This window comes from Enterobacter sp. BIDMC 30, from assembly GCF_000534355.1.
In the GTDB taxonomy this organism is placed as follows: domain Bacteria; phylum Pseudomonadota; class Gammaproteobacteria; order Enterobacterales; family Enterobacteriaceae; genus Enterobacter; species Enterobacter ludwigii.
The window spans coordinates 287,532-312,714 of the sequence record NZ_KI973169.1; the positions used below are offsets into that span (position 1 = coordinate 287,532).

20 protein-coding genes are annotated in these 25,183 nt (G+C 53.9%); 7 read left to right on the top strand and 13 right to left on the bottom strand.

Annotated elements, in window-relative coordinates; translation table 11 throughout:
- The first annotated feature begins 41 nt into the window (after nucleotides 1-41).
- The 3 genes from L466_RS20840 to dsbA all read left to right on the top strand — a co-directional run bounded on the left by L466_RS20840 (nucleotide 42) and on the right by dsbA (nucleotide 2,024).
- A complete protein-coding gene (locus L466_RS20840; protein WP_010436801.1) occupies nucleotides 42-311 on the top strand; it encodes a YihD family protein in 270 nt (89 codons plus the stop codon).
- A gap of 75 nt (nucleotides 312-386) precedes the next feature.
- Nucleotides 387-1,373 (top strand): serine/threonine protein kinase, encoded by a 987-nt coding sequence (locus tag L466_RS20835; RefSeq protein ID WP_020883991.1) that lies wholly within the window; start codon nucleotides 387-389, stop codon nucleotides 1,371-1,373.
- Between the two features lie 27 nt (nucleotides 1,374-1,400).
- A complete protein-coding gene (gene dsbA, locus L466_RS20830; protein WP_020883990.1) occupies nucleotides 1,401-2,024 on the top strand; it encodes a thiol:disulfide interchange protein DsbA in 624 nt (207 codons plus the stop codon).
- A gap of 24 nt (nucleotides 2,025-2,048) precedes the next feature.
- Here the strand turns inward: dsbA and L466_RS20825 are convergent, their stop codons facing one another.
- Nucleotides 2,049-2,957: an acyltransferase gene (locus L466_RS20825; RefSeq protein ID WP_032679750.1), complete on the bottom strand. Its 909-nt coding sequence runs from the start codon at nucleotides 2,955-2,957 to the stop codon at nucleotides 2,049-2,051.
- 440 nt (nucleotides 2,958-3,397) lie between these two features.
- Between L466_RS20825 and polA the strand changes: the two genes are divergently transcribed.
- On the top strand, nucleotides 3,398-6,190 hold the full coding sequence (polA, locus tag L466_RS20820; protein ID WP_032680056.1) for a DNA polymerase I: 2,793 nt from the start codon (nucleotides 3,398-3,400) through the stop codon (nucleotides 6,188-6,190).
- 311 nt (nucleotides 6,191-6,501) lie between these two features.
- On the opposite strand, the gene yihA is transcribed toward polA, so the two are convergent.
- On the bottom strand, nucleotides 6,502-7,131 hold the full coding sequence (yihA, locus tag L466_RS20815) for a ribosome biogenesis GTP-binding protein YihA/YsxC (RefSeq protein ID WP_014172255.1): 630 nt from the start codon (nucleotides 7,129-7,131) through the stop codon (nucleotides 6,502-6,504).
- Nucleotides 7,132-7,709: 578 nt separating this feature from the next.
- Here yihA and yihI point away from each other — a divergent pair.
- On the top strand, nucleotides 7,710-8,225 hold the full coding sequence (gene yihI / locus L466_RS20810; protein ID WP_014172254.1) for a Der GTPase-activating protein YihI: 516 nt from the start codon (nucleotides 7,710-7,712) through the stop codon (nucleotides 8,223-8,225).
- Nucleotides 8,226-8,413: 188 nt separating this feature from the next.
- Nucleotides 8,414-9,787 carry an oxygen-independent coproporphyrinogen III oxidase gene (gene hemN, locus L466_RS20805; RefSeq protein WP_032680057.1) on the top strand — a complete coding sequence of 458 codons (1,374 nt, stop codon included), beginning with the start codon at nucleotides 8,414-8,416 and terminating at the stop codon, nucleotides 9,785-9,787.
- Nucleotides 9,788-9,851: 64 nt separating this feature from the next.
- Here the strand turns inward: hemN and L466_RS23540 are convergent, their stop codons facing one another.
- From L466_RS23540 to glnA, 4 genes are all read right to left on the bottom strand, one after another.
- Nucleotides 9,852-9,962: a YshB family small membrane protein gene (locus tag L466_RS23540; protein WP_032670298.1), complete on the bottom strand. Its 111-nt coding sequence runs from the start codon at nucleotides 9,960-9,962 to the stop codon at nucleotides 9,852-9,854.
- Nucleotides 9,963-10,072: 110 nt separating this feature from the next.
- Nucleotides 10,073-11,485 carry a nitrogen regulation protein NR(I) gene (gene glnG, locus L466_RS20800; RefSeq protein ID WP_020883985.1) on the bottom strand — a complete coding sequence of 471 codons (1,413 nt, stop codon included), beginning with the start codon at nucleotides 11,483-11,485 and terminating at the stop codon, nucleotides 10,073-10,075.
- A gap of 11 nt (nucleotides 11,486-11,496) precedes the next feature.
- Nucleotides 11,497-12,546 carry a nitrogen regulation protein NR(II) gene (glnL, locus tag L466_RS20795; protein ID WP_014172250.1) on the bottom strand — a complete coding sequence of 350 codons (1,050 nt, stop codon included), beginning with the start codon at nucleotides 12,544-12,546 and terminating at the stop codon, nucleotides 11,497-11,499.
- A gap of 185 nt (nucleotides 12,547-12,731) precedes the next feature.
- Nucleotides 12,732-14,141, bottom strand: coding sequence for a glutamate--ammonia ligase (gene glnA, locus L466_RS20790; protein ID WP_014172249.1), 1,410 nt, complete (start codon nucleotides 14,139-14,141; stop codon nucleotides 12,732-12,734).
- Nucleotides 14,142-14,528: 387 nt separating this feature from the next.
- On the opposite strand from glnA, the gene typA reads away from it, so the two are divergent.
- On the top strand, nucleotides 14,529-16,352 hold the full coding sequence (typA, locus tag L466_RS20785) for a ribosome-dependent GTPase TypA (RefSeq protein WP_014172248.1): 1,824 nt from the start codon (nucleotides 14,529-14,531) through the stop codon (nucleotides 16,350-16,352).
- Nucleotides 16,353-16,435: 83 nt separating this feature from the next.
- Here typA and ompL read toward each other — a convergent pair whose 3' ends face one another.
- The 7 genes from ompL to yihU all read right to left on the bottom strand — a co-directional run bounded on the left by ompL (nucleotide 16,436) and on the right by yihU (nucleotide 25,173).
- The gene (gene ompL, locus L466_RS20780) at nucleotides 16,436-17,122 is read right to left on the bottom strand and encodes a porin OmpL (protein WP_032680058.1); all 687 of its coding nucleotides are present in this window, start codon (nucleotides 17,120-17,122) and stop codon (nucleotides 16,436-16,438) included.
- A 74-nt stretch (nucleotides 17,123-17,196) separates the two neighbouring features.
- Nucleotides 17,197-18,621: an MFS transporter gene (locus L466_RS20775; protein WP_020883983.1), complete on the bottom strand. Its 1,425-nt coding sequence runs from the start codon at nucleotides 18,619-18,621 to the stop codon at nucleotides 17,197-17,199.
- A 43-nt stretch (nucleotides 18,622-18,664) separates the two neighbouring features.
- Nucleotides 18,665-20,047 carry an MFS transporter gene (locus tag L466_RS20770; RefSeq protein WP_020883982.1) on the bottom strand — a complete coding sequence of 461 codons (1,383 nt, stop codon included), beginning with the start codon at nucleotides 20,045-20,047 and terminating at the stop codon, nucleotides 18,665-18,667.
- A gap of 45 nt (nucleotides 20,048-20,092) precedes the next feature.
- The gene (locus L466_RS20765) at nucleotides 20,093-22,117 is read right to left on the bottom strand and encodes an alpha-glucosidase (protein WP_020883981.1); all 2,025 of its coding nucleotides are present in this window, start codon (nucleotides 22,115-22,117) and stop codon (nucleotides 20,093-20,095) included.
- Nucleotides 22,118-22,133: 16 nt separating this feature from the next.
- A complete protein-coding gene (gene yihS / locus L466_RS20760) occupies nucleotides 22,134-23,375 on the bottom strand; it encodes a sulfoquinovose isomerase (RefSeq protein ID WP_032680059.1) in 1,242 nt (413 codons plus the stop codon).
- Nucleotides 23,376-23,389: 14 nt separating this feature from the next.
- Nucleotides 23,390-24,265, bottom strand: a complete 876-nt coding sequence (gene yihT, locus L466_RS20755; RefSeq protein ID WP_025202734.1) for a sulfofructosephosphate aldolase — start codon at nucleotides 24,263-24,265, stop codon at nucleotides 23,390-23,392.
- A 17-nt stretch (nucleotides 24,266-24,282) separates the two neighbouring features.
- Nucleotides 24,283-25,173, bottom strand: a complete 891-nt coding sequence (gene yihU / locus L466_RS20750; RefSeq protein WP_032680060.1) for a sulfolactaldehyde 3-reductase — start codon at nucleotides 25,171-25,173, stop codon at nucleotides 24,283-24,285.
- Nucleotides 25,174-25,183 lie beyond the last annotated feature (10 nt).

Sequence of the window (25,183 nt, forward strand, 5' to 3'; positions counted from 1 at the left end):
GACCCTGCTAACGTGTCACTCTCAATGAAAGGAGCACCACCATGAAATGTAAACGTCTGAATGAAGTCATTGAACTCCTCCAGCCGGCCTGGCAAAAAGAGCCAGAGCTTAATCTGATGCAATTTTTACAGAAACTGGCGAAAGAGTCAGGTTTTGACGGCGAACTGACAGACCTTTCTGACGATATCCTGATCTACCATCTCAAAATGCGCGACTCTGCCAAAGACGCTGTTATTCCTGGTATTCAGAAAGATTATGAGGAAGATTTTAAAACCGCGTTGCTACGCGCACGTGGCGTAATTAAAGAGTAAAAGCTTGTAAGCGGCGGCACCGAAATCGCCACAAGATGATATCCTGAATCATTCGTATAATTTCCGGATGATCGGATGAACGACCAGGCTTTTACTTTCCAGACATTACACCCGGATACCATTATGGATGCGCTGTTTGAACAGGGTATTCGGGTGGATTCCGGGCTAACCCCCTTAAATAGCTACGAAAACCGCGTCTATCAGTTTCAGGACGAGGATCGTCAGCGCTTCGTCGTAAAGTTCTATCGCCCTCAACGTTGGTCCGCAGAACAAATTCAGGAAGAGCACCAGTTTGCTCACGATCTGCTGGATGATGATGTTCCCGTTGCCGCGCCGCTTAAATTTAATAACCAAACGCTGCTCACCCACGAAGGGTTTTACTACGCCGTATTCCCAAGCCTGGGGGGCCGCCAGTTTGAAGCGGATAATATCGATCAGATGGAGTGGGTTGCCCGATATCTGGGACGCATTCACCAGACAGGACGCAAAGAAGACTTTATTGCCCGTCCGACAATCGGTATTCAGGAATACCTGCTTGAACCTCGTCAGGTATTTGAAACCTCGGCGCTAATCCCCAAAGCGCTTAAGGATAATTTCCTCAACGCGACCGATAAACTTATTGATGCGGTGAAAACCTGCTGGCGCGATGATATTTCCGTTCTGCGTCTGCACGGCGATTGTCACGCTGGTAATATTCTCTGGCGTGATGGCCCGCTGTTCGTCGATCTCGATGATGCACGTATGGGGCCAGCGGTTCAGGACCTGTGGATGCTGCTCAATGGCGATAAAGCTGAGCAACGGATGCAGCTTGAAACGATTATTGAGGCCTATGAAGAGTTTAGCCCTTTTAATTCAGACGAAATTGTCCTGATTGAACCTTTACGCGCGATGCGTTTTGTTTATTATCTCGCATGGTTAATCAGGCGTTGGGACGATCCTGCATTTCCCCGTAATTTCCCGTGGCTTACCGGAGAGGATTACTGGCGCAGCCAGATATCCACATTTACTGAGCAGGTTAAGGTTCTTAAGGAGCCCCCTCTGCAATTAACGCCGATGTATTAATTGGACACACCCAGGAGAGAGTTAATCATGAAAAAAATTTGGCTGGCGCTGGCAGGTATGATTCTGGCATTTAGCGCTTCTGCTGCGCAGTTTACCGACGGCAAACAGTATACGACACTGGAAAAGCCAGTCGCTGGCGAGCCACAGGTTCTGGAGTTCTTCTCGTTTTATTGCCCACATTGCTATCAGTTCGAGCAGGTGCTGCATGTTTCCGATAACGTGAAGAAAAAGCTGCCAGAAGGCACCAAAATGACCAAGTATCACGTTGAGTTCCTGGGCCCATTGGGTAAAGACCTGACTCAGGCGTGGGCGGTAGCTATCGCGCTGGGCGTGGAAGATAAGATCACTGCACCAATGTTTGAAGCAGTCCAGAAAACCCAGACAGTTCAGACGACTGCAGATATCCGTAAAGTCTTCGTGGATGCCGGTGTGAAAGGTGAAGAATACGACGCGGCATGGAACAGCTTTGTGGTGAAATCTCTGGTAGCCCAGCAGGAAAAAGCCGCCGCAGACCTTCAGCTGCAGGGCGTTCCGGCGATGTATGTTAACGGCAAATATCAGCTGAACACGCAGGGCATGGACACCAGCAGCATGGATATCTTCGTACAGCAGTACGCGGATACCGTGAAATATCTGGTCGAGAAGAAGTAAGAGCAATAAAGAAAAAAACGCCGGTCACTGACCGGCGTTTTTGTATGAAGATTTAATCTTTTCTATCTGTTCATCTTTCTCATTCCAGAGCGTATTCAGCCAACGCTGGAAAAGACGTTTGAAATTCTTATCGTTAACGTAATCCCCGTGCAACCCGTCATCAACCGGCACCAGCTCGATGCGTACAACGATCCGCGTCAGCTTGCCGCTGAGCATATCGAAGAACGGTGTCCTGTCGTTTTCCGGATAGCAGAGCGTGACGTTGAGTAATTTATCGAACTGCGCGCCCAACACGTTAAGCGCCATCGCAATGCCCGCAGCCTTGGGCGGCAGCAGGTGCTGATAAGGAGAGCGAGTTTGTTGACGCTTCTCTTCCGTAAAGCGCGAGCCTTCCACGAAGTTCACAATGGTTGTCGGATGCGCGCGAAATTTTTCGCAGGAACGGCGCGTGGTTTCCACATCTTTACCACGACGCTCCGGATGACGAAGCAAATAGCTGCGCGAATAGCGTTTCATAAACGGCATATCGAGCGCCCAGCAGGCCAGACCGATAAAAGGCACCCAGGCGAGCTGCTGTTTCAGAAAGTATTTGTTCATCGGGATATGTTTGCGGAAAAGCACGCATAACACCACGATGTCTGCCCAACTGTGGTGGTTGCAGATAAGCAGGTACCAGTTCTTTTTGTTGAGGCCTTCAAGCCCTTCCACATCCCACTTCAGGTGTGGGTTCAGGTACAACAGGAACGCCAGTCCTTCACACCAGCAGTACATCATAAAATTACAAAATGCGGATACGGCTCGCCATACCACGGGCACGGGCAGCAGCAACTTAATGATGCCGGCAATAATGATCGGCACAGAACAGGCGACAGTCACCAGAATAGTTAAAATGATGCTTAAAGGTAATGTTATTGCTGCGAGCAATCTCGACATGATGAGCTTTTTCAGATGGTTAGCTGTAAGTGAGCGGCCGGCTATCCGGTGCAGGGCGCTGATTTTATCAGAAATCAGACAAAATAAGGGTGCTTTCATGCCAGGCGTTGCGGGATAACGCCCGGGAGCAGAAGATTTCGCTATAACGGCATGCGGCCCTGGGCTTATATCCACATAGACTAAATTGTCATCAATTGGCCATGAAGATCAAATGAAACATAATAACTCTATGATATATAGCATCTATTTATTATGAGGTATGTACTTTTAGCGTCTGTTATTCCTGTGACGTAAAAGTATGCACAAACTTATCCACAGATTTATTTTTGCGAGCGATCCTCACGATCGCAAAATCTTTTCCTGTATCTGGCGCTAATAACTGATGTTTTCATCCTTCTGTGGCATCCTTTACGCATAAATTGATTAAAGGCACGGACATTATGGTTCAGATCCCAGAAAACCCTCTTATTCTCGTCGACGGCTCTTCTTACCTGTATCGGGCGTATCATGCGTTTCCTCCTCTGACCAATAGCGCAGGGGAACCTACCGGCGCAATGTACGGCGTGCTAAACATGCTGCGCAGCCTGATTCTTCAGTACCAGCCAACCCATGCGGCAGTGGTGTTTGATGCGAAAGGTAAAACCTTCCGCGACGAGCTTTTTGAGCATTACAAATCTCACCGTCCGCCAATGCCTGACGATCTGCGTGCGCAGATTGAACCGCTGCACGCGATGGTAAAAGCGATGGGCTTGCCGCTGCTGGCCGTCTCTGGGGTCGAAGCCGATGACGTAATAGGTACGCTGGCACGTGAAGCAGAAAAAATGGGTCGTCCGGTACTGATCAGTACAGGGGATAAAGATATGGCGCAGCTGGTAACGCCAGGTATCACCCTGATTAACACCATGACCAACACCATCCTGGGGCCTGAAGAGGTGGTCACAAAATATGGCGTGCCGCCAGAGCTGATTATCGACTTCCTCGCGCTGATGGGCGACTCCTCGGATAACATCCCGGGTGTACCTGGCGTGGGTGAAAAGACCGCCCAGGCGCTGCTTCAGGGATTGGGCGGACTGGATACACTGTACGCGGAGCCGGAAAAAATCGCCGGCCTCTCCTTCCGTGGTGCAAAAACCATGGCCGGAAAGCTGGAAGAGAACAAAGAGGTGGCTTATCTCTCCTATAAGCTGGCAACCATTAAAACCGATGTTGAACTGGAACTGGGTTGTGAGCAGCTGGAAGTGCAGCAGCCTTCCGCAGACGAACTGCTAAGCCTGTTTAAGAAATACGAATTCAAGCGCTGGACCACGGACGTGGAAGCCGGTAAATGGCTGCAGGCAAAAGGGGCCAAACCGGCCGCTAAGCCAAAGGAGACGATTGTCATTGATGCCGAAGAGCTGGCAGAAGAAGAGGCCATCGCGCTCTCTTTCGACAATTACGAAACCCTCCTTGAAGAGTCACAGCTGGTGGCGTGGATTGAGAAACTCAAAAAAGCGCCGTTCTTTGCCTTCGACACGGAAACCGACAGCCTCGATAACATCTCGGCCAATATGGTCGGCCTGTCATTTGCGACGGAGCCGGGAATGGCGGCCTATGTGCCCGTTGCACATGATTACCTCGATGCGCCTGATCAGATCCCGCGTGAGCGTGTGCTGGAGCTGCTGAAGCCGATTCTGGAAGATGACAAGGCGCTTAAGGTCGGGCAAAACCTCAAATATGATCGCGGCATTCTGCAAAACTATGGCATTGAGCTGCGCGGCATTGCGTTCGATACCATGCTGGAATCTTACATTCTCGACAGCGTGGCGGGTCGTCACGATATGGACTCCTTATCCGACCGTTGGCTCAAGCATAAGACCATTACCTTTGAAGAGATTGCCGGAAAAGGTAAAAACCAGCTCACCTTCAATCAGATTGCCCTGGAAGAAGCGGGTCGCTACGCGGCCGAAGACGCCGATGTCACGCTGCAACTGCACCTGAAGATGTGGCTAAAACTGCAGAAGCACGAAGGTCCGCTGAACGTGTTCCAGCACATTGAGATGCCGCTGGTACCTGTGCTCTCGCGCATTGAGCGCAACGGCGTAAAAATTGATCCGACGGTGCTGCATAACCACTCTGGAGAACTGGCGCAGCGGTTGACCGAGCTTGAGCAGAAGGCGCATGAGCTTGCCGGCGAACCGTTTAACCTTTCGTCTCCGAAACAGCTTCAGACCATCCTGTTTGAAAAACAGGGAATTAAGCCGCTGAAGAAAACCCCTGGCGGCGCGCCATCAACGTCTGAAGAAGTGCTTGAGGAACTGGCGCTGGATTACCCGCTGCCAAAAGTGATTCTCCAGTACCGTGGTCTGGCGAAGCTGAAGTCTACCTATACCGATAAACTTCCGCTGATGATCAACCCTAAAACGGGCCGCGTGCATACCTCGTATCATCAGGCTGTGGCGGCGACCGGTCGTCTCTCCTCGACCGATCCAAATCTGCAGAACATCCCGGTACGCAATGAAGAAGGCCGTCGTATCCGTCAGGCGTTTATCGCGCCAGACGACTACCTGATCGTCTCGGCCGACTACTCGCAAATTGAGTTGCGTATTATGGCGCACCTGTCACGCGACAAGGGGCTGCTGACGGCCTTTGCGGAAGGAAAAGATATCCACCGTGCAACGGCGGCTGAAGTCTTTGGGCTGCCGCTGGACAGCGTGACTCACGAGCAACGTCGCAGTGCTAAGGCGATCAACTTCGGTCTGATCTACGGCATGAGCGCCTTTGGCCTTTCGCGCCAGCTCAACATTCCGCGTAAAGAGTCGCAGAAGTATATGGATCTCTACTTCGAGCGTTATCCGGGCGTGCTGGAATATATGGAACGCACCCGTGCGCAGGCGAAGGAGAAAGGCTACGTCGAAACCCTGGATGGCCGTCGCCTTTATCTGCCGGACATCAAATCAAGCAACGCCGCGCGTCGTGCCGGTGCAGAACGTGCTGCCATCAACGCCCCGATGCAGGGGACGGCGGCAGACATTATTAAGCGCGCGATGATTGCGGTTGATGCCTGGCTGGAAAAAGAGAAGCCACGCGTGAAGATGATCATGCAGGTACACGATGAACTGGTATTCGAAGTCCACAAAGATGATCTGGACACCGTGTCGAAGAAGATCCACGAACTGATGGAAAGCAGCATGACGCTTGACGTGCCGTTGCTGGTGGAAGTGGGCAGCGGTGAAAACTGGGATCAAGCTCACTAAGGGTTCTGCCAATAACGCGCTTTTTATGTAAGTTAGCAACATAACAAAGTGCGTTTTGTGACGATCATTAGAATTCCCTATGTAAAGAATGAAAAAAAACTACAAAAAGTGCTTTTTCTACAGCAAAAAAAGGGGTAGAGTTATTCGCGTAGGGTACAGAGGTAAGATGTTCTATCTTTCAGACCTTTTACTTCACGTAATCGGATTTGGCTGAATATTTTAGCCGCCCCAGTCAGTAATGACTGGGGCGTTTTTTATTGCGGCAAAGAAAAATCCAGGCAAAAAAAGCGCGGACATCGCCGCGCTCGGTATTACTCTTCTTCCGCTTCCGTCGCGGGTTCCAGCTCGTTGAACCAGCTATCGAGCTTCTGACGCAGCTTGTCGACACCCTGCTTTTTCAGTGAGGAGAACGGCTCTACCTGTACGTCGCCGTTAAAAGCCAGCACCGCTTCGCGAACCATATTCACCTGCGCTTTACGCGCGCCGCTCGCCAGTTTATCCGCTTTAGTCAGCAGTACCAGCACGGCTATCTCACTTGAGACAGCCCAGTCGATCATCTGCTGATCGAGATCTTTCAGGGGATGGCGGATATCCATCAGCACCACCAGACCTTTCAGGCACTGGCGTTTTTCCAGGTATTCACCCAGCGCACGCTGCCATTTGATCTTCATCTCTTCCGGTACTTGCGCGTAACCATATCCCGGTAAGTCGACCAGGCGTTTGCCTTCTGCCACTTCAAACAGGTTAATCAGCTGAGTACGGCCAGGTGTTTTTGAGGTACGCGCCAGGCTCTTTTGATTGGTCAGCGTATTCAGGGCGCTGGATTTCCCCGCGTTAGAGCGGCCAGCAAAAGCCACTTCAATGCCAGTATCAGAAGGAAGGTGGCGGATATCGGGCGCACTGGTGACAAAATGCGTCTGTTGGTAGTTCCAGGTAGTCACGTGGTCGTCTCCAAAATCGTAATCTGAGGGGGATTATACCTGAATGCCGGCAAAAGACTTTTTTGATTGCACAGTGCCTGTAGGTTAAAACCCTGGCGGTTGTGAGAGATCGGCTATGAATACTATGGGAGATTTCAGAGAATTCGCAGGCGTTAAAAAAGCCAAATTGTTTTAAATCATAAGCTTATTCTCGGGTAATTATCTGAAAATCCGTTTTTGTGCCGTTTCGTTGCTTGTCAGTTTAACTGAACAGGGTAAAGTGTGCGTCAGGGCGAGGAAGCCAACAGGAAACAGACTTAAGGATTAGGGTCAGGAGCGCCAGGAGGCGAAGACGCAGGATTGTCAGGATGACCAACGCCTGGAGGCGTTTTAACAGGAAACGGAACCGTATCACGGATGGTATTAGCCAAGGGATAAACAGGGTTTGTTGTTGGCAAACACGGAATGTCTGACCCGTTAAGGGTTGTGAGTCAGGAAAAAAGGCGACAGATTGCTCTGTCGCCTTTTTTCTTTGCTTGCTTTCTGCTAGATTTCGCCGCAATTCTATACTGAAGAAAACGACTTAAAGATAAAACATCATGAAAAAACCGACCTCCGCTGCGGGCGCTAAACGCCCTGCAAAAGCACACCGCAAAACGCGCGAAGAACTGAACCAGGAATCGCGCGATCGCAAACGCGATAAAAAACATCGCGGTCATGCTGCGGGTAGCCGTGCAAACGGTGGTGATGCTTCTGGCGCTTCTGCGAAAAACAAGCAGCAGAAAGACCCACGTATTGGCAGTAAAACACCTGTTCCACTGGGCGTGACAGACACCCCGGTCACTAAGCAGCACAAACCAAAGAGCGAGAAACCTATGCTTTCACCGCAGGCTGAGCTGGATTTGCTGGAGAACGATGAGCGCCTGGACGCGCTGCTGGAACGTCTTGAAGAGGGGGAAACCCTGACCGCCGAAGAGCAGTCATGGGTTGATGCCAAACTGGACCGCATTGATGAGCTGATGCAGAAGCTGGGTCTGTCTTACGACGATGACGAAGACGAAGAAGAAGACGAAAAGCAGGAAGATATGATGCGTCTTCTGAAGGGTGGAAACTAACATTTGCATCCGGCAGGGACGATAGTCCTGCTAATAACCCTTCCGGTTATATGTTATCTGGTGTGGTTATTCGTTAAACTACGGCGGTTGTCGCGGCGACAGAAGTGGCTGCGCACCCGAGTGATGGCCCGAGATGGGACCAGAACGGGCCGCCGTATGCGAACGCGACACCAACGGAAGGAGTGAGCATGTCTGTACCAACTATCGACTGGGATTTGGCCCTAATCCAGAAATATAACTATTCCGGGCCGCGTTATACGTCATACCCCACCGCGCTGGAGTTCTCCGATAGTTTCGGCGAGGCGGCGTTTCAGCAGGCTGTCGCGCGCTACCCCGAGCGACCGCTGTCGCTCTATGTCCATATTCCGTTCTGCCACAAGCTCTGCTACTTCTGCGGCTGCAATAAAATCGTTACCCGTCAGCAACATAAAGCCGATCAGTATCTGGATGCGCTGGAGCAGGAAATTCTGCACCGTGCCCCGCTGTTTGCCGGCCGTCACGTCAGCCAGCTTCACTGGGGTGGGGGGACGCCAACGTATCTGAATAAAGCGCAGATCAGCCGTTTAATGACGCTCCTGCGCAACAACTTCCGTTTTAACGACGATGCTGAAATCTCGATCGAGGTCGATCCGCGCGAAATTGAGCTGGATGTACTGGATCATTTACGCGCTGAAGGTTTCAATCGCCTGAGCATGGGCGTGCAGGACTTCAACAAAGAGGTGCAGCGGCTGGTGAACCGTGAGCAGGATGAAGAGTTTATCTTTGCCTTACTCAACCACGCCCGCGATATCGGCTTTACGTCGACCAATATCGACCTGATTTACGGCCTGCCTAAGCAAACGCCGGAGAGCTTCGCCTTCACGCTGAAACGCGTGGCCGAACTCAACCCGGACCGCCTGAGCGTCTTTAACTATGCGCATCTGCCGACGCTGTTTGCCGCTCAGCGCAAAATCAAAGATGCCGACCTGCCTTCTGCCCAACAGAAGCTGGATATTCTGCAGGAAACCATCGCCTCGCTGACCGAAGCCGGTTATCAGTTCATCGGGATGGATCACTTTGCTCGTCCGGATGACGAGCTGGCTATTGCCCAGCGCGAAGGCGTACTGCACCGAAATTTCCAGGGCTACACCACCCAGGGCGACACCGATTTGCTGGGGATGGGCGTCTCCGCCATCAGCATGATCGGTGACTGCTACGCGCAGAACCAGAAAGAGCTGAAGCTTTACTATCAGCAGGTAGATGACGCGGGCAACGCGCTGTGGCGCGGTATCGCGTTAACGCGCGATGACTGCATCCGTCGTGATGTGATTAAGGCGCTCATCTGTAACTTCCGTCTTGATTTCAGCGAGGTGGAAACGCAGTGGGAACTGCATTTCAGCGATTACTTTGCTGATGACCTGAAGCTGTTAGCGCCTCTGGCAAAAGATGGGCTGGTGGATGTTTCAGAACGTGCAATTGACGTGACACCCAAAGGGCGCCTGTTGATTCGTAATATCTGCATGTGCTTCGACGCCTATCTGCGTCAGAAAGCGCGTCTGCAGCAGTTCTCACGCGTCATTTAAGACGTGCCAACATATTTGGCCGGGTAAGGCGAAGCCGCTACCCGGCTTTTTTGTTAGCGACTCTCTAGCTAAACAGCCCAACCAGCGCCGCGCACAGCACAGCAGCAACGGCTGTTTGTGGCGTGTGGCTTTCAGCTGCTCCACTTGAGAGCATATTCACTAATGTTTCCAGCATGATGATCACCCTCACTTTCCGGGCACGATCATACAAAAATCATTGATACAGTAAAGCGCAAAATAGCAGCAATTTGCGCTCAATTAATAACCTTTACACAAGGGTAAAGATCACTCCATGCCCAGCTCTTTCAGCTTACGCGTCAGGGTATTACGTCCCCATCCCAGCAGGCGTGCCGCTTCCTGCTTATGGCCCTGTGTATGGCGGAGTGCGGTGGTCAACAGCGTGCGCTCCATCTCGGGCTGGGCTTCAGACAGTAAGTTTTGATGACCGGAACGCAGCGCGCGATCGGCCCACTGCGCCAGCAGTGTCGCCCAGCTGTCCGGCAATGCATGTCCGGTGCTGCTTTCTGGCGCAGTCGCTTCAAACAGTTCAGCCGGTAAATCCTGAATCAGGACTTCCTGTCCGGCGGCCATTACGGTCAACCAGCGACAGGTGTTTTCCAGCTGACGCACGTTGCCCGGCCACGCCAGACGGGTGAGGGCGGCATCGGTTTCCGGGTGCAACTGCTTGGCTTCCACGCCCAGCTCACGGGCAGCGACCTGCAGAAAATGACGCGCCAGGCGGGGAATATCTTCACGGCGTTCACGTAGCGGTGGCAAATGAACGCGGATCACGTTCAGGCGATGGAATAAATCCTCACGGAATTTACCTTCCTGGACGCGCTGCTCCAGATTCTGGTGCGTCGCGGCAATAATGCGTACATCGACCTTCACCGGCGCATAGCCACCTACGCGATAAAACTGTCCGTCGGCCAACACGCGCAGCAAACGGGTCTGGACATCCAGCGGCATATCGCCGATTTCATCCAGGAAGAGTGTTCCACCGTCAGCCTGCTCGAAGCGACCCTGGCGAATGGTATTTGCGCCGGTAAAAGCCCCTTTCTCATGGCCAAACAGTTCAGATTCAATTAAATCCTTCGGGATGGCGGCCATATTCAGGGCGATAAACGGTGCTTTTGCCCGCGGGCTGTGGCGATGTAAGGCATGCGCTACCAGCTCTTTACCGGTTCCCGATTCACCGTTAATCAGTACGCTGATGGACGAGCGTGACAGACGGCCAATGATACGAAACACATCCTGCATGGCTGGCGCTTCGCCAATGATGTCCGTCGTGGGCCCGAAGTCAGGCGTGTGACGAGGTTGCTGCTGCTCCTGGTAGTGGCTGATCGCGCGCTCAACCAGGGCGACCGCTTCGTCGATATCAAACGGTTTGGGCAGGTAATCGAACGCCCCTTGCTGATAGGCGCTCACCGCGGCGTCCAGGTCGGAATGCGCCGTCATTATGATGACCGGAAGCATAGGATGGCGTTGTTTGATCTGCTTTAAAAGCGCCAGTCCGTCCATTCCCGGCATGCGAATATCCGAAAGCAGCACATCCGGCGTTTTGGTGGTGAGTGCGTCGAGCACTTCGCTGCCGCTCTCAAACGTCGTGCAGCTTAATCCTGCCCCTGTGAGCGCGCGTTCAAGCACCCAACGGATGGAGCTATCGTCATCGACTACCCAGACTATCCCTCGTTGCATAAACGTCACCTTTATTTTTTAATCGGCAGGAAAACCGAAAACTCGGTATGTCCCGGCCAACTGGTAAATTCAATTTTTCCAGAGTGTTGATCGATCAAACTACGGGCAATGGATAACCCCAGGCCGGTACCGCCTTCGCGACCGCTGACCATCGGGTAGAACAGGGTGTCCTGAAGATGCGACGGAATACCCGGCCCGTTGTCCTCAACGTCGATGCGGGCAGCCAGACGATAGCGCACGCCGTGCAGTGTGAGCTGGAACGCGGTGCGGGTGCGCAAAATAATTTCGCCCCCTTCCGGCCCCAGCGCCTGCAGGGCATTACGCACAATATTCAGCAAGACCTGCTCAATCTGATCCGGGTCGTGCGCCAGTTCCGGCAGGCTTGGGTCGTAGTCACGGACCAGCGTGACGTTCTCCGGCAGCTCCATCGAGACGAGTTTCACAACCCGCTCAGCCACTTTATGAATACTTTCTGAGACATGCATGCCGGGCTGTTGTGGCCCGAGCAGACGGTCAACCAGGTTACGCAGGCGGTCTGCCTGCTCAATGATGACGTTGGTGTACTCCGCCAGCGCAGGGTCGGGCAGCGCTTTGGTCAGGAGTTGTGCCGCACCGCGTAAGCCACCCAGCGGGTTCTTGATTTCATGCGCCAGGCCTCGCACCAGGTCACGGGCGGCAATTTGCTGGGCATGCTGAAGTTGTTCCTGGCTCAGGCGGCGCTGATTATCCATCGGCGCCATTTCAAGCAGGATCAGCCCTTCAGGAAGCCGTTGTGCGGTAAGCGATAAAATATGTGAGCGCCCGTCGATCACCAGCGTGACTTCGTTATCGGTAAAGCCCTGACCGGCCTGCAGACTTTCCTGCATCAGGCCAATATTCAGCGAGAAATAACTCAATAATTCCGGAAGCGGGGTGCCAAACAGTTTGCGTGAACTCTGGGCGAGCAGCTGCTGCGCCGCCGGGTTGGCGTAATGTACGGCCAGCTCGTCGTCGACCAGCAAAATACTGTTAATCAAAGAATTGAGGATCTGCCCAGCATCGGGCAGCGTGCCAGTTGCCATTCAGCAGTCTCCTGGAGTTGGTTGCACTAATTTAGTGCAGTATAGCTTTTTCGTCGTAAAAAGCGCGTGAGATCAGTTTGTTGGTGGAGAAAAAAGCCCATCCGGAGATGGGCTGAAAGTTTCCACGGCAACAAATAAAAGCTTGTGAGATCGCGCGTAAAAGGGCGCGCGAAACTCATTGAAACTTAAACGCTGTAGTACAGTTCGAACTCAACCGGGTGTGGCGTCATACGCACACGGTCGTTCTCTTCAGTACGCAGGGCGATGTAAGCATCGATAGCGTCGTCAGTGAACACGCCACCCGCAGTCAGGAACTCGCGGTCTGCGTCCAGCGCCTGCAGGGCTTCTTCCAGAGAGCCTGCAACCTGTGGGATCTCTTTCGCTTCTTCTGGCGGCAGGTCGTACAGGTTTTTGTCCATAGCTTCGCCTGGGTGGATCTTGTTCTTGATACCGTCCAGACCCGCCATCAGCAGTGCTGCGAAGCACAGGTATGGGTTAGCAGCTGGATCCGGGAAGCGAACTTCGATACGACGCGCTTTAGGAGACGCCACCACCGGGATACGGATAGAAGCAGAACGGTTACGCGCAGAGTACGCCAGCATTACCGGTGCTTCGTAGCCTGGGACCAGACGCTTGTAGGAGTTAGTGGTTGGGTTCGCCAGGGCGTTGATCGCTTTAGCGTGTTTGATTACGCCGCCAATGTAATACAGAGCCTGCTCAGACAGACCGGCATATTTGTCACCAGAGAACAGGTTGGTTCCGTTCTTGGACAGAGACATGTGGCAGTGCATACCGGAACCGTTATCGCCAAACATTGGTTTTGGCATGAAGGTCGCGGTTTTACCGAAACGGTGCGCAACGTTGTGCACAACGTATTTGTAGATCTGAATTTCGTCTGCTTTTTTGGTCATGGTGTTGAAGCGGGTTGCCACTTCGTTCTGACCCGCAGTCGCCACTTCGTGGTGGTGAGCTTCAACCACCAGGCCCATCTCTTCCATCACCAGACACATGGTGGAACGGATGTCCTGAGCGGAGTCGACCGGAGGAACCGGGAAGTAACCGCCTTTAACGCCAGGACGGTGACCTTTGTTACCACCTTCGTATTTGGTGGAGGAGTTCCATGCACCTTCGATATCGTCGATGGCAACGTGGGAGCCAGAAATAGAGGCACCGAAACGGATGTCATCAAACAGGAAGAATTCTGGCTCTGGCCCGAACAGTACGGTGTCTGCGATACCGGTTGAACGCAGGTACTCTTCAGCGCGTTTCGCGATGGAGCGTGGGTCGCGGTCGTAGCCCTGCAGTGTGCCTGGCTCGAGGATGTCGCAACGGATGATCAGGGTTGGTTCTTCGAAGAACGGATCAATGACCGCAGTGGAAGCGTCAGGCATCAGAACCATGTCAGATTCGTTGATACCTTTCCAGCCGCCAATGGAGGAGCCGTCAAACATTTTGCCTTCTTCAAAGAATTCGGCGTTTACCTGATGAGCAGGAATAGTGACGTGCTGTTCTTTACCTTTGGTATCGGTGAAGCGCAGATCAACAAACTTCACTTCATGTTCGTTCAGCATCGTCAAAACGTGTTCAGCGGACATACTTAACTCTCCAGATTGGTCATTGTCGTCGTGGTAACGAGGTCTTCAATTTCTGTCTTGGGCTGGCTGTGTGCCATTTTTTTGCCGTATTTTTATAAAGCGAAATCTGTGCCAACTTTTAAAACACCCCAAAAAGGCGTTATCATGCGCACCATAGTGCAAAAGTGCTGCACCACAATGGTTATGTTGCACCAGTATAGTGCTTCAGTGTGAACACTGAGCACCATATTGGTGCAATTTTCGTTAAAGTGCCCTTTTTACGCTCCGTGAAAGCGATCACAAAGCATCTCTGCAATACTTGTTTGCGGGGGATGTTTGTGATCCTGTTTTGTAGTGCGATTAATCCGTGTACAATAACGCGCTATTTCTAATGCCTGAGGCAAAGTTGTGATCGAAAATTTGCGTAACATCGCCATCATCGCGCACGTCGACCATGGTAAAACCACCCTGGTTGATAAGCTGCTGCAGCAGTCCGGTACGTTTGATGCTCGTGCCGAAACTCAAGAGCGTGTGATGGACTCCAACGATTTGGAGAAAGAGCGTGGGATTACTATCCTCGCGAAAAACACCGCTATCAAATGGAATGACTACCGTATCAACATCGTTGATACCCCAGGGCACGCCGACTTCGGTGGTGAAGTTGAGCGCGTGATGTCCATGGTGGATTCCGTGCTGCTGGTGGTTGACGCATTTGACGGCCCAATGCCGCAAACGCGCTTCGTGACCAAAAAAGCATTTGCCCATGGCCTGAAACCTATTGTTGTTATCAACAAGGTTGACCGTCCGGGCGCGCGTCCTGACTGGGTTGTTGATCAGGTGTTCGACCTGTTCGTTAACCTCGACGCGACCGACGAGCAGCTGGACTTCCCTATCATTTACGCTTCGGCGCTGAATGGTATCGCGGGTCTGGATCACGAAAATATGGCGGAAGACATGACTCCGCTGTATCAGGCGATTGTTGATCACGTACCGGCTCCGGATGTTGATCTTGATGGTCCGCTGCAGATGCAGATCTCCCAGCTGGACTACAACAACTACGTTGGCGTTATCGGTATCGGCCGCATCAAACGCGGTAAAGTGAAGCCGAACCAGCAGGTTACTATCATCGATAGCGAAGGCAAAACCCGTAACGGTAAAGTGGGCAAAGTGCTGACTCACCTGGGTCTGGAGCGTATCGACAGCGAACTGGCTGAAGCGGGCGACATCATCGCGATTACCGGTCTGGGCGAGCTGAACATCTCTGACACCATCTGCGACCCGCAGAATGTGGAAGCGCTGCCAGCCCTGTCCGTTGATGAACCAACGGTAACCATGTTCTTCAACGTCAACACCTCTCCGTTCTGTGGCAAAGAAGGTAAATTCGTTACCTCTCGTCAGATCCTTGACCGCCTGAACAAAGAGCTGGTGCACAACGTTGCGCTGCGCGTTGAAGAAACTCAGGATGCTGACGCATTCCGCGTTTCTGGTCGTGGTGAGCTGCACCTGTCTGTTCTGATCGAAAACATGCGTCGTGAAGGTTTCGAAATGGCGGTTTCCCGTCCGAAAGTTATCTTCCGCGAAATCGACGGCCGTAAACAAGAGCCGTTCGAGAACGTAACGCTGGACGTTGAAGAGCAGCATCAGGGTTCTGTTATGCAGGCTCTGGGTGAGCGTAAAGGCGACCTGAAAAACATGAATCCAGATGGCAAAGGCCGCGTACGTCTCGACTACGTGATCCCAAGCCGTGGTCTGATCGGTTTCCGTTCAGAGTTCATGACCATGACGTCCGGTACCGGTCTGCTGTACTCCACCTTCAGCCACTACGACGACGTGCGTCCGGGTGAAGTTGGCCAGCGTAACAACGGCGTTCTGATCTCCAACGGTCAGGGTAAAGCGGTTGCGTTTGCGCTGTTCGGTCTGCAGGATCGCGGTAAGCTGTTCCTGGGTCACGGTGCTGAAGTTTATGAAGGCCAGATCATCGGTATTCACAGTCGTTCTAACGACCTGACTGTAAACTGCCTGACCGGTAAGAAACTGACCAACATGCGTGCGTCCGGTACTGACGAAGCAACGGTTCTGGTTCCACCGATCAAGATGACCCTGGAGCAAGCTCTGGAGTTCATCGATGACGACGAACTGGTAGAAGTGACCCCACTGTCTATCCGTATCCGTAAACGTCACCTGACCGAGAACGATCGTAAACGTGCAATGCGCGGTGCGAAAGAAGAGTAATACGGTCAATCCGTAGGCCGGGTAAGCGCATGCGCCACCCGGCACGTAAAAAGCCGCTGAGCGATCAGCGGCTTTTTTTATTATCAGAACGAATACCTTAACCCCAGGCGGATACGGTACTGCTCGCGGTTGTAATCATTCCATCTGTCCAGCCACTGGAGCTCGAGATAGGGCAGCCAGTTTTTATCGATTTTATAGCTAAATTTGTGAGTGATTTCCCAGTGATGGTCTTTGCCATTTTTGCTGTGGTAATCGTTCACGCGCTGGAAAAAATGCGGTTCAAAGGTATAGAAAAACGCATCCGTGACCTTGAAATTCCAGTAGTTAGCGAATTCGTGGGTGTCGTTTTTATCCATCTGGCCGTTGTAGTCCGGCGTATCGTAATTGTTGTGGTTATAGCGATAACGGAAGGTCAGGTTAAACCAGTCGAGAAATTTATAATTGGTATCCAGATAGATAGCGCCTCCGGACCCGGCGCTGCTGTCATTCAGTAAACCGCCAGGCTGAAAGGTGAGTTTATCGGTCGGTTTAAAAAGCGGATACCACCCTTCAATTTCGTTATAGCTGTGCTTAAGCTCGTCCCATTTGCCCACGTTATAGGCGTTAGTGAACATCAGCCCCGCGCCGTTATCGAAGTTATAGCCGGCACGCAGGATCACTTCGTGCAGTTCAGAGGCCGTATTATAGGCTTCGCGCGTTTCGACATAGGCGCTGGCAACTGCCGAGCAGGACACAGACGACACAACCAGTGCAGTAACGATTCTTTTCATAATCAGTCCATGTATGAGGTACAGAAAGGCCCCCCTCCTGTTACACAGGAAGGGAATCAGGGCCGGATTTATTGTTATAAAGTGACTGCTGACGCTTTATTGTTGGTGGTTAACTCAGGGGGTTTTGCGGGTTGTTTTTTCCGTTTTCCAATCTCCTCAATAATAAAGGCGAAGCGTGCTTCGTTGAGTTTATAAAAGAGTCCCATGGTTATCGCGGCAACGATCGCCAGGCCGCACGGCCAGAGAAAAATTAGCTGACGGAGCCCCAGTAGCGTGCCCGCACTCTGCACGGCGTGTGGAATGTAGCCAATCTGCGTCAACATAATGCCCGGCAGGAAACCGGCGAGGGCGGCGGAGATTTTGCGTGAGAAGGTATAACCGGTATAAACCGACCCTTCGGCGCGAATGCCTGTTTTCCACTCGCCATAATCCACGGTATCGGGCACCAGCGCCCAGTTGAGGCTGTTTACGAATGCCGTACCGAAAAAGGCCATGCAGGAAAAGAGCACAAAGAGCAGGGAGCTGGTTCCCCAGAGGAAGTTCATTACGTCGCCCACGGCCCACAGCGTCAGCCCGCCAAGGTAGACCGGCTTCTTGCCGAAGCGCTTAACCGCGCCAGGCACCAGAAACACGCCAACCAGAATGCAGCCCATACTGAAAAAACCCATCCACGACAGCAGATGCAGATCGTTTAGCACGTACTGGGTGTAGTAGACCTGAATCGCCAGTTTGATATTAAACGCGGCGAGGGTGCAGAGGTTGGCGATACACAACACCAGCAACGGCGGGTTGCGGAAAATGGCACAGAAGGATTTCAGGATGCCAGGCTTATGATGATCGGGCGTAACCTCCACATAGCGCTCTTTCACACCGCTGTAGCACCACCACATGCAGAACAGACCGCCGGTGACGAACACCAGTGCGGCCACCAGATAGCCGAGAGAGGGCTGGCTGACAAACAGCGCCTGGATTGGCATAAACCCCACGGTGCAGAGCAACAACCCAACCGTAGCGCCGCCCTGACGCCAGGCCGCAAGCTGCGCCCGCTCGTTCGGATTTTTAGTGATGGCGGGAACCATCGCGCCGTAAGAGCAGTTCATCAGGCTATAACAGAGGCCAAACATCATGAAGAGCAGGGTGGCAATAGCGGTTTTCACCGTCAGGCTAAAATCGGTGGCCACAAACTGCGCCGTGGCCACCAGGGCAACCGGCACCGAGGCATAAAGAATAAACGGCCTGAATTTGCCTCTGGCACCGATGTTACGCCGCGAATCCAGCAACACCCCGGTCAGCATGTCGGTGAATGCGGTAAAGAACTTCGCCACCAGGAAAATAATGCCGCCATAAAAAGCGGGCATGCCCAGTTCATCAGTATAAAACTTCAGCAGATACAGCGTGCCAATACAGAGCATCAGGTTAGAGCCAAAATCGCCCATCCCGTAGGCGCACTTTTCGCGCAGGCTCAGCTTCAGGGTTAACGGATCACTCTTATGTGTCATGGTCGATCCTCACAGCGCCCCGCAGGGCGCTCTCTCAAGTCAGTTATGCTGTACGTTTGCGCAGTTCAATTTCTTCCACGATGCGCACATACATCTTCTCGTTGAGGTTGTAGAAACAGCCCATCGCCACGATGGTGATGACGGCCAGCAGACTGGGGTAGATAAATATCAGCTGCCGCAGCCCTTCAACCGTTCCGGCGGATTGCACCACGTTTGGCACATAGCCGATTTGCGTGAGCATGATGCCGGGGAAGAAGCCGGCCAGCGCCTGTGAGACCTTCCGGAAGAAGGTAAAGCCGGTATAGACCGTCCCTTCGGATCGCACGCCGGTGCGCCATTCGCCGTACTCCACGGTATCGGACACCAGCGCCCAGTTGAGGCTGTTCACGAAGGCTGAGCCGAAGAAGGCCAGACAGGAGAACGCCACAAAGCTCACCGAACCACCGCCAAAGAAGTAGTTGAGCAGGTCGCCTGCCACCCAAATCAGCAGCCCGCTGATATAGACCTTTTTCTTGCCGAAGCGACGCACCGCGCCGGGCATCATAAAGACGCCGATAAAAATGCAGCCCATGCTGAAAAAGCCCATGTAGGACAACAGAATAGGGTCGTTCAGCACGTACTGCGTGTAGTAAACCTGAATGGCGAGCTTGACGTTAAAGGCCCCCAGCGTGCACAGGTTGGCGATGCAGAGAATAAACAGCGGTCGGTTACCGGCGATGGCGCGAAACGACTGCAGCAGGCCGGGCTTCTGGGCTGGATTGGCGGGCTGCATTTCAACGTAACGCTCGGTCACGCCCTTATAGCACCACCACATAAAGAACAGCCCGAACAGCGAGAAGAGGGTCGCGGCAAAGATATACCCAAGCTGGTCATTGCCTTCAATCAGGTTCATTACCGGCACAAACCCGACGGTACAGAGCAGCAGGCCAAGCGTGGCGCCCCCCTGACGCCAGGCGGCCAGCGAAGCGCGCTCGTCCGGGTTTTTGGTAATGGCCGGCACCATCGCACCGTAGGAGCAGTTCATCATGCTGAAGAACAGGCCGTAAAGCATGAACAGCACGGTCGCCATCACCGTTTTGCCGGTGATTTCAAACGGCGTGCCGACAAAGTTTGCGATGGCCAGTAACGTCACCGGGAACGCCGCATACAGCACGAACGGGCGGAATTTGCCCTTAGGACCGATCTTGCGTCGGGAGTCGAGCATGATACCCGTGCCCATATCGGTGAAGGCGGTGAAGAACTTGGCAATCAGGAAGATGATCCCGCCGTAGGTACCAGGCAGGCCAAGAACGTCGGTGTAGAACTTCAGCAGATACAACGTGCCGATATCCAGAAGGATGTTAGAGCCGAGATCGCCCATCCCGTAGGCGAGTTTCTCTTTAAACGGCAGGCGTAGCGTTGCCGGATCGGAAGCGTGTTGACGCATTATTGTTCTCCATCTGCCCGCAGGTTTCCCTGCGGGCGAGCCTTATCAGATATGACGTAAGGTGCTAAACAGGTCTGCCCATTCGCTTTGCTGGCGATAAAACACCGGCGGTTTGCCGAGCGGAGCGTCAACGGTGATGTCACCGCCCTCATGCGTTTCACCCGTCCAGGCATTCACCCAGGTGTCCTCAGGCAAATAGAGCGTCCAGTCACGACGGCCTTCTTCATGGACCGGTGCCACCAGCAGATCGCGGCCAAACAGATACTGGTATTTCAGCGTGTAGCTGCGCGCATCGTTTTCGTAATGCAGGAACAGCGGGCGCATCACCGGCAGGCCGCTTTTCGCGTTCTGCGCAACGGCGGCTTTGATGTAGGGCTTCAGGGTAGTGAAGACGGTCGTCATACGCGCAAAGTGGGCGATGGTTTCGCCGTCGCCATCAAACTGCCAGTTATCGCCAGGGCGGTTGCCCTCGTGGGTACGCATCATCGGTGTGAAGGCGCTGAAGTCGCACCAGCGCAGCAGCAGCTCTTTGCTGCGTTTCATCTCAAACAGCGTGGTATAACCGCCGATGTCGCTGTGATGCAGCCCGTGCCCGGTCATTGCCAGTGAGAGTGCCGCAGGAACCACTGATGCCAGACCGTCGTCCAGGCTCCAGTCGACGTTCTGATCGCCGGCCCACATCATCACCGAGTGTTTCTGGCTGCCGGTATAACCCGCGCGCATAAAGAACAGGATCTCGCCGAGCTTGCCGGTCTCTTCCAGCGCCTCGTAGTTACATTTCGCCCATAGCGCAGGCCAGGCGTTGTGCATGATTTCCGCGCTCACGCCGTTGTGCAGGAAGGTATCAGTCGGCAAATATTCACCAAAATCAGCCATCCAGCCGCCACAGCCCAGCGCTATCAGGTTCTTTTTGATGACCTCTTTGTACCAGTCGTAGGCTTCCGGATTCGTCAGGTCGATAACGCCCGCGTAGAACTCGCCGAACTCGACGTGATAGTCCTGCCCGTCGGCGTTTTTGGTCAGATAGCCGCGTTTCGCCGCCTCTTCACAGAGGTCTCTGTCGCTGGCCACGTAAGGGTTGATATAGGAGAGGAACTGCACGCCCTCCTGCTTCCACTGCGGGATACGTGTATCCAGCTGCGGATACAGATCGCTGTTCCACTTCCAGTTCCACATCACGCGTTTGCCAAAGGAGGTCATCCGGATGCCGGACCAGTCCTGCGCCCAGATACCGTTCACCTTCACACCGCCGTTGCGCATGGTGTCGAGCTTTTGCTGGCACACGTCGGTGCCACCCTGAACGCCCAGCGTTACCCCGTCGTAAACCCAGTCCGGCAGTTCGGGCTGACGGCCCAGCAACCCGGTCAGTTTTTCCAGCAGATCGACATACGTTTGCGCACATTCGAAGCGCAGCGTGGCGTTATCCTCCCAGAAGGCCAGCTCGTGGAACCCCGGCGCGCTGAAGTCGAAATTCATATAACAGCTGTTATCCACGTGGCAGTAGTACTTCTGGGTACTCACAAAGGTGGGTTGCGGGAAGAAGGTCCAGTAGTAATCGCCGCCCGCGTTCTCTTTGCAGTCTGCCTGCCAGGTGACGTAGGTCTGCTTATTACGGCCCACGCCCTGCTCGCTGGTCCACAACGGGAAGGGCTTGCCGCGCAGGTCGAAGTAGGAGAACTGCTCTCCGCAACCATAGATATGATCCTCGGGCTGGGCCGCCAGCCGCAGCCAGATGCGGTTATGGCAGGTGGCATCATTTTTGAGTTTCAGCTCCAGGCGTCCTTCGGCATCCACACCCACCAGTAGCGTGGCGCTGACGGCGTCACCCCGGGTAAAGCGAATCGCCCAGCCCGCATTTTGCGGTGCGACGGTGGCCTCGGTCAGGGCAATTTTTTCGTTGAGTTTGTCTTTGATGCTGAAGTTGCCGCGAAACATCTCGATATCGGCTTCACCTGCGCCGATCCACAGGCACGGGGTGTCGGCGGTGTGGGACAGAATCAGACGATCCTGCCAGCTCAGGGTGAAACCATGTTCACTGCTTTTAAGAATAATATTGTGTAGGGTACGCATAAGATCTCCGTTTTTATTATTTGGCCTGGCTATCCAGTAATCCGGCGGCAACGGCCGGGGCTAACCCTGGCGCCAGCGGTAAGCGAGGGATCACCAGGCAATGCAGCAGATGATAAATATCCTGCTTGCCGTCCCAGACTTTGGTGGTCACTTCGTTATGGATATCCAGCTCCTGCCACCATGAACCGTTCTCGTAGTCGATCAGGTATTTGATGCAGTAATCCCACCATTTCTGATACCAGGCTTCGTACTGCGCCTCGCCGGTGACGGTATAGAGCGCATAGGCCGTTCCCATCGCTTCGACAATCGGCCAGCGCACGCGCTCGCGAACGATGGGTTTACCGTCCCAGCCAACGGAATAGACAAAACCGTCGGCACCATCGGGTGCCCAGGCGTCGCGGATTGTGGCGTGGAACAACCCTTTTGCATCTTCCAGCAGCCATGCGGGCGGTGTTTCAAAACGCGCTTCCAGCGCAGCGCGCAGGTGCAGCATCAGGCGGCCCCACTCGATCCAGTGGCCTGGCGTACCGCCGTAGGCGCGAAAACGATGAGCGGGGTTATCAATGTTGTAATCGCGGATGGGGTTCCACTGTGTATCGAAATGCTCATTAACCCGGTACTCGCCCTTGCGTGCCACGTCGTGAATGATCACCGAGGCAATGCGCAGGGCGCGGTCGAGCCATTTACGGTCATGCGTCACGTCATACACAATCAGGAAGGCTTCGACAGCGTGCATATTGGCGTTGCCGCCACGGTACTCTTCGGTTTTGCTGAAGGCCTCATCCCAGGATTCCAGGCACATCTGTTCCTGTTCGCTCCAGAAATAACGCTCAATCACCTCAATGGCATCGTCTAGTAACTTGCGAGCCTGTGGATGGCCGGTGGTGACGGCGCTGGCTGCGCCCAGCAAAACAAAGAAGTGCTGATAGCCCTGCTTGGAGGCATCCATAACGCCTCCATCGTTAATACAGGCGTACCAGCCGCCATATTGCGGGTCACGCAGCGGACCATTCAGGGCGTTGATGCCATGCTCCACCAGGGCATATGCGCCGGGACGCCCCATGTTTGCCGCCACGGCATAAACGTGCAGCATACGGGCGGTGATCCACAGATGCGTGCCCATATCGCTGCGCACCTGACCGTTATTGCCCAGCCAGCCAAAGCCGGTCGGCACGGCGGCGTTTTTACCGAAATCGAGAATGCGGTCAGTCTCTTGTTCAAGCCAGCGGTTATGGCTCAGGGTGTTAAACCATTTCATGTTCGGGTCCTTTCTTAACGGCGAGCCATCATTTCGTCGACGATCTCACCCAAACGCTGCAGTTTCGGCACAGAAATATCACGGAGCATCAGTTCCGTGTCCGGCAGGCCAATCACTGATGACCAGACGGCGCGGCCGGCTAAAAAGCCGGATGCACCCGCCTGCATCGCAACACTCACCGCCCTTGGGAACAACTTATCGTCCACGCCGGATGAGAGGATCACCCACGGCATGGCGATGTTCTCGTTCAGTTTTTGCGAGGCAGTCAGCAATTCCTGCTGAGAGCCTTTGCCGAACAGGGGCATCTCCACTTTGTAAAGGTCAGCTCCGCTGTCTCCCAGCTCTTTTGCCGCGTCGATAATGGCCTGTTCACGATTAAACGTCGCGCCGCGACGCGGCGGGCGGACTACCGGCTCAATAATGCTGAGCAGTCCATTGTCATGGCACAGCTGATTGAACGCCTTCACCATCTCCAGACGCTGCTGCGGATCTTCGTCGCTACGCCACAGCACCAGTAGCTTCAGCGCTTTACCGCCATCGCGCCTGACCGCCTGAGCATCAACGTTTTTATCGATGACGACGCTGTCAACGGGGATCCCGTTCCCCGGAATAAATTCGTCTGCTGCCACAATCATCGCGCAGCTTTTGGCAACGGCCTGTTGCTCAACGATCTGCTGGTAGCAAAACTGCTGATCGACAAGAATGGCGGAGGCATACGGCGACAGAATCTTGGCCGCGTTGACCTTAAAGTCGGTGAGATGCCGATCGGTGACCGGCACCGGGGCGCCCGCCGCAGCAAACATCAGGCGCATCGCTTCGCGCTGGTCAACGGCCAGCATTGCAAAACCGCCGGAAGGTCGGGTGATATCTTTCAGGGTGTACATCGTCATTCCTCAGTCCTTTCGTATCAGTGTGTTTTTTTCAGCCCGGCGGATGCGCGAACCTGTTCAAGAATGGCTGTCCAGTCTTCGCGCCCGCGTCCGGCGGCCCGCGCCTGGTTGTAGACTTCACGGGAGGCGGCGCCCAGCGGCATCGGGACGTGGAGCTGGTTTGCCACGTCCAGCGCGATCCCCAGATCTTTATGCGCGAGGTCGATCATAAAGGCCGGTGTAAGATCGCCTTTGAGCACCTTGTTAGGCCATGAGGTGGTGAAGTGGCCTTTTCCTGCTGGCGTACCGCTCATAACACTGAGCGCCACATCGAAAGAGAGGCCGAGGGCTTCACACAGCACGGCGGCTTCAGCGGACAGCGCGTTCAGGGCAATGCTCATGTAGTTGTTAATAAGCTTCACGCGGATGCCCATACCTGGCCCACCTGCGTTTATCAGTTCATTGCCCATCGCCATCAACACCGGCGTGGCTCGTTCAACCTGCTGCGCGGTGCCGCCAGCCAGAAGGAGTAATGTTCCGGCGACGGCATGGTCCGATGTGCGTCCGACAGGCACATCCATCATGCTGAAACCACGTTCAGCCATGTCGCGGATCAGGGCATCGGTCTGTAGCGGGTGAATGGTGGACATATCAATGACCAGCGCTTCGCGGGATAACCCTTCGCAGACGCCCTGCTCACCAAACAAGACTGTGCGAACCAGGTCTCCGTTTGGCAGCATGGTGATGACAAATTCGGCCTCCTTTACTGCCTGTGCAGGCGTGGCTGCAGCCAGGGCTCCACGCGCCACCAGGGCCTGTATCGCCTGTGGGTTTACATCAAAAACGTGAAGCTGGTGGCCCTGTTTAAGCAGATTCGTTGCCATAGGCGCACCCATCTGTCCTAACCCGATAAAGGCAATTGCTGACATGCTTCTCTCC

Coding starts and splice junctions, on each gene's coding strand:
- L466_RS20775 (WP_020883983.1), bottom strand. CDS start 18,621: ATGACACATAAGAGTGATCCGTTAACCCTGAAGCTGAGCCTGCGCGAA.
- glnA (WP_014172249.1), bottom strand. CDS start 14,141: ATGTCCGCTGAACACGTTTTGACGATGCTGAACGAACATGAAGTGAAG.
- L466_RS20825 (WP_032679750.1), bottom strand. CDS start 2,957: ATGTCGAGATTGCTCGCAGCAATAACATTACCTTTAAGCATCATTTTA.
- glnG (WP_020883985.1), bottom strand. CDS start 11,485: ATGCAACGAGGGATAGTCTGGGTAGTCGATGACGATAGCTCCATCCGT.
- yihS (WP_032680059.1), bottom strand. CDS start 23,375: ATGAAATGGTTTAACACCCTGAGCCATAACCGCTGGCTTGAACAAGAG.
- ompL (WP_032680058.1), bottom strand. CDS start 17,122: ATGAAAAGAATCGTTACTGCACTGGTTGTGTCGTCTGTGTCCTGCTCG.
- yihT (WP_025202734.1), bottom strand. CDS start 24,265: ATGACGATGTACACCCTGAAAGATATCACCCGACCTTCCGGCGGTTTT.
- dsbA (WP_020883990.1), top strand. CDS start 1,401: ATGAAAAAAATTTGGCTGGCGCTGGCAGGTATGATTCTGGCATTTAGC.
- L466_RS20840 (WP_010436801.1), top strand. CDS start 42: ATGAAATGTAAACGTCTGAATGAAGTCATTGAACTCCTCCAGCCGGCC.
- L466_RS23540 (WP_032670298.1), bottom strand. CDS start 9,962: ATGCTGGAAACATTAGTGAATATGCTCTCAAGTGGAGCAGCTGAAAGC.
- hemN (WP_032680057.1), top strand. CDS start 8,414: ATGTCTGTACCAACTATCGACTGGGATTTGGCCCTAATCCAGAAATAT.
- glnL (WP_014172250.1), bottom strand. CDS start 12,546: ATGGCAACTGGCACGCTGCCCGATGCTGGGCAGATCCTCAATTCTTTG.
- L466_RS20835 (WP_020883991.1), top strand. CDS start 387: ATGAACGACCAGGCTTTTACTTTCCAGACATTACACCCGGATACCATT.
- yihU (WP_032680060.1), bottom strand. CDS start 25,173: ATGTCAGCAATTGCCTTTATCGGGTTAGGACAGATGGGTGCGCCTATG.
- L466_RS20770 (WP_020883982.1), bottom strand. CDS start 20,047: ATGCGTCAACACGCTTCCGATCCGGCAACGCTACGCCTGCCGTTTAAA.
- yihI (WP_014172254.1), top strand. CDS start 7,710: ATGAAAAAACCGACCTCCGCTGCGGGCGCTAAACGCCCTGCAAAAGCA.
- polA (WP_032680056.1), top strand. CDS start 3,398: ATGGTTCAGATCCCAGAAAACCCTCTTATTCTCGTCGACGGCTCTTCT.
- L466_RS20765 (WP_020883981.1), bottom strand. CDS start 22,117: ATGCGTACCCTACACAATATTATTCTTAAAAGCAGTGAACATGGTTTC.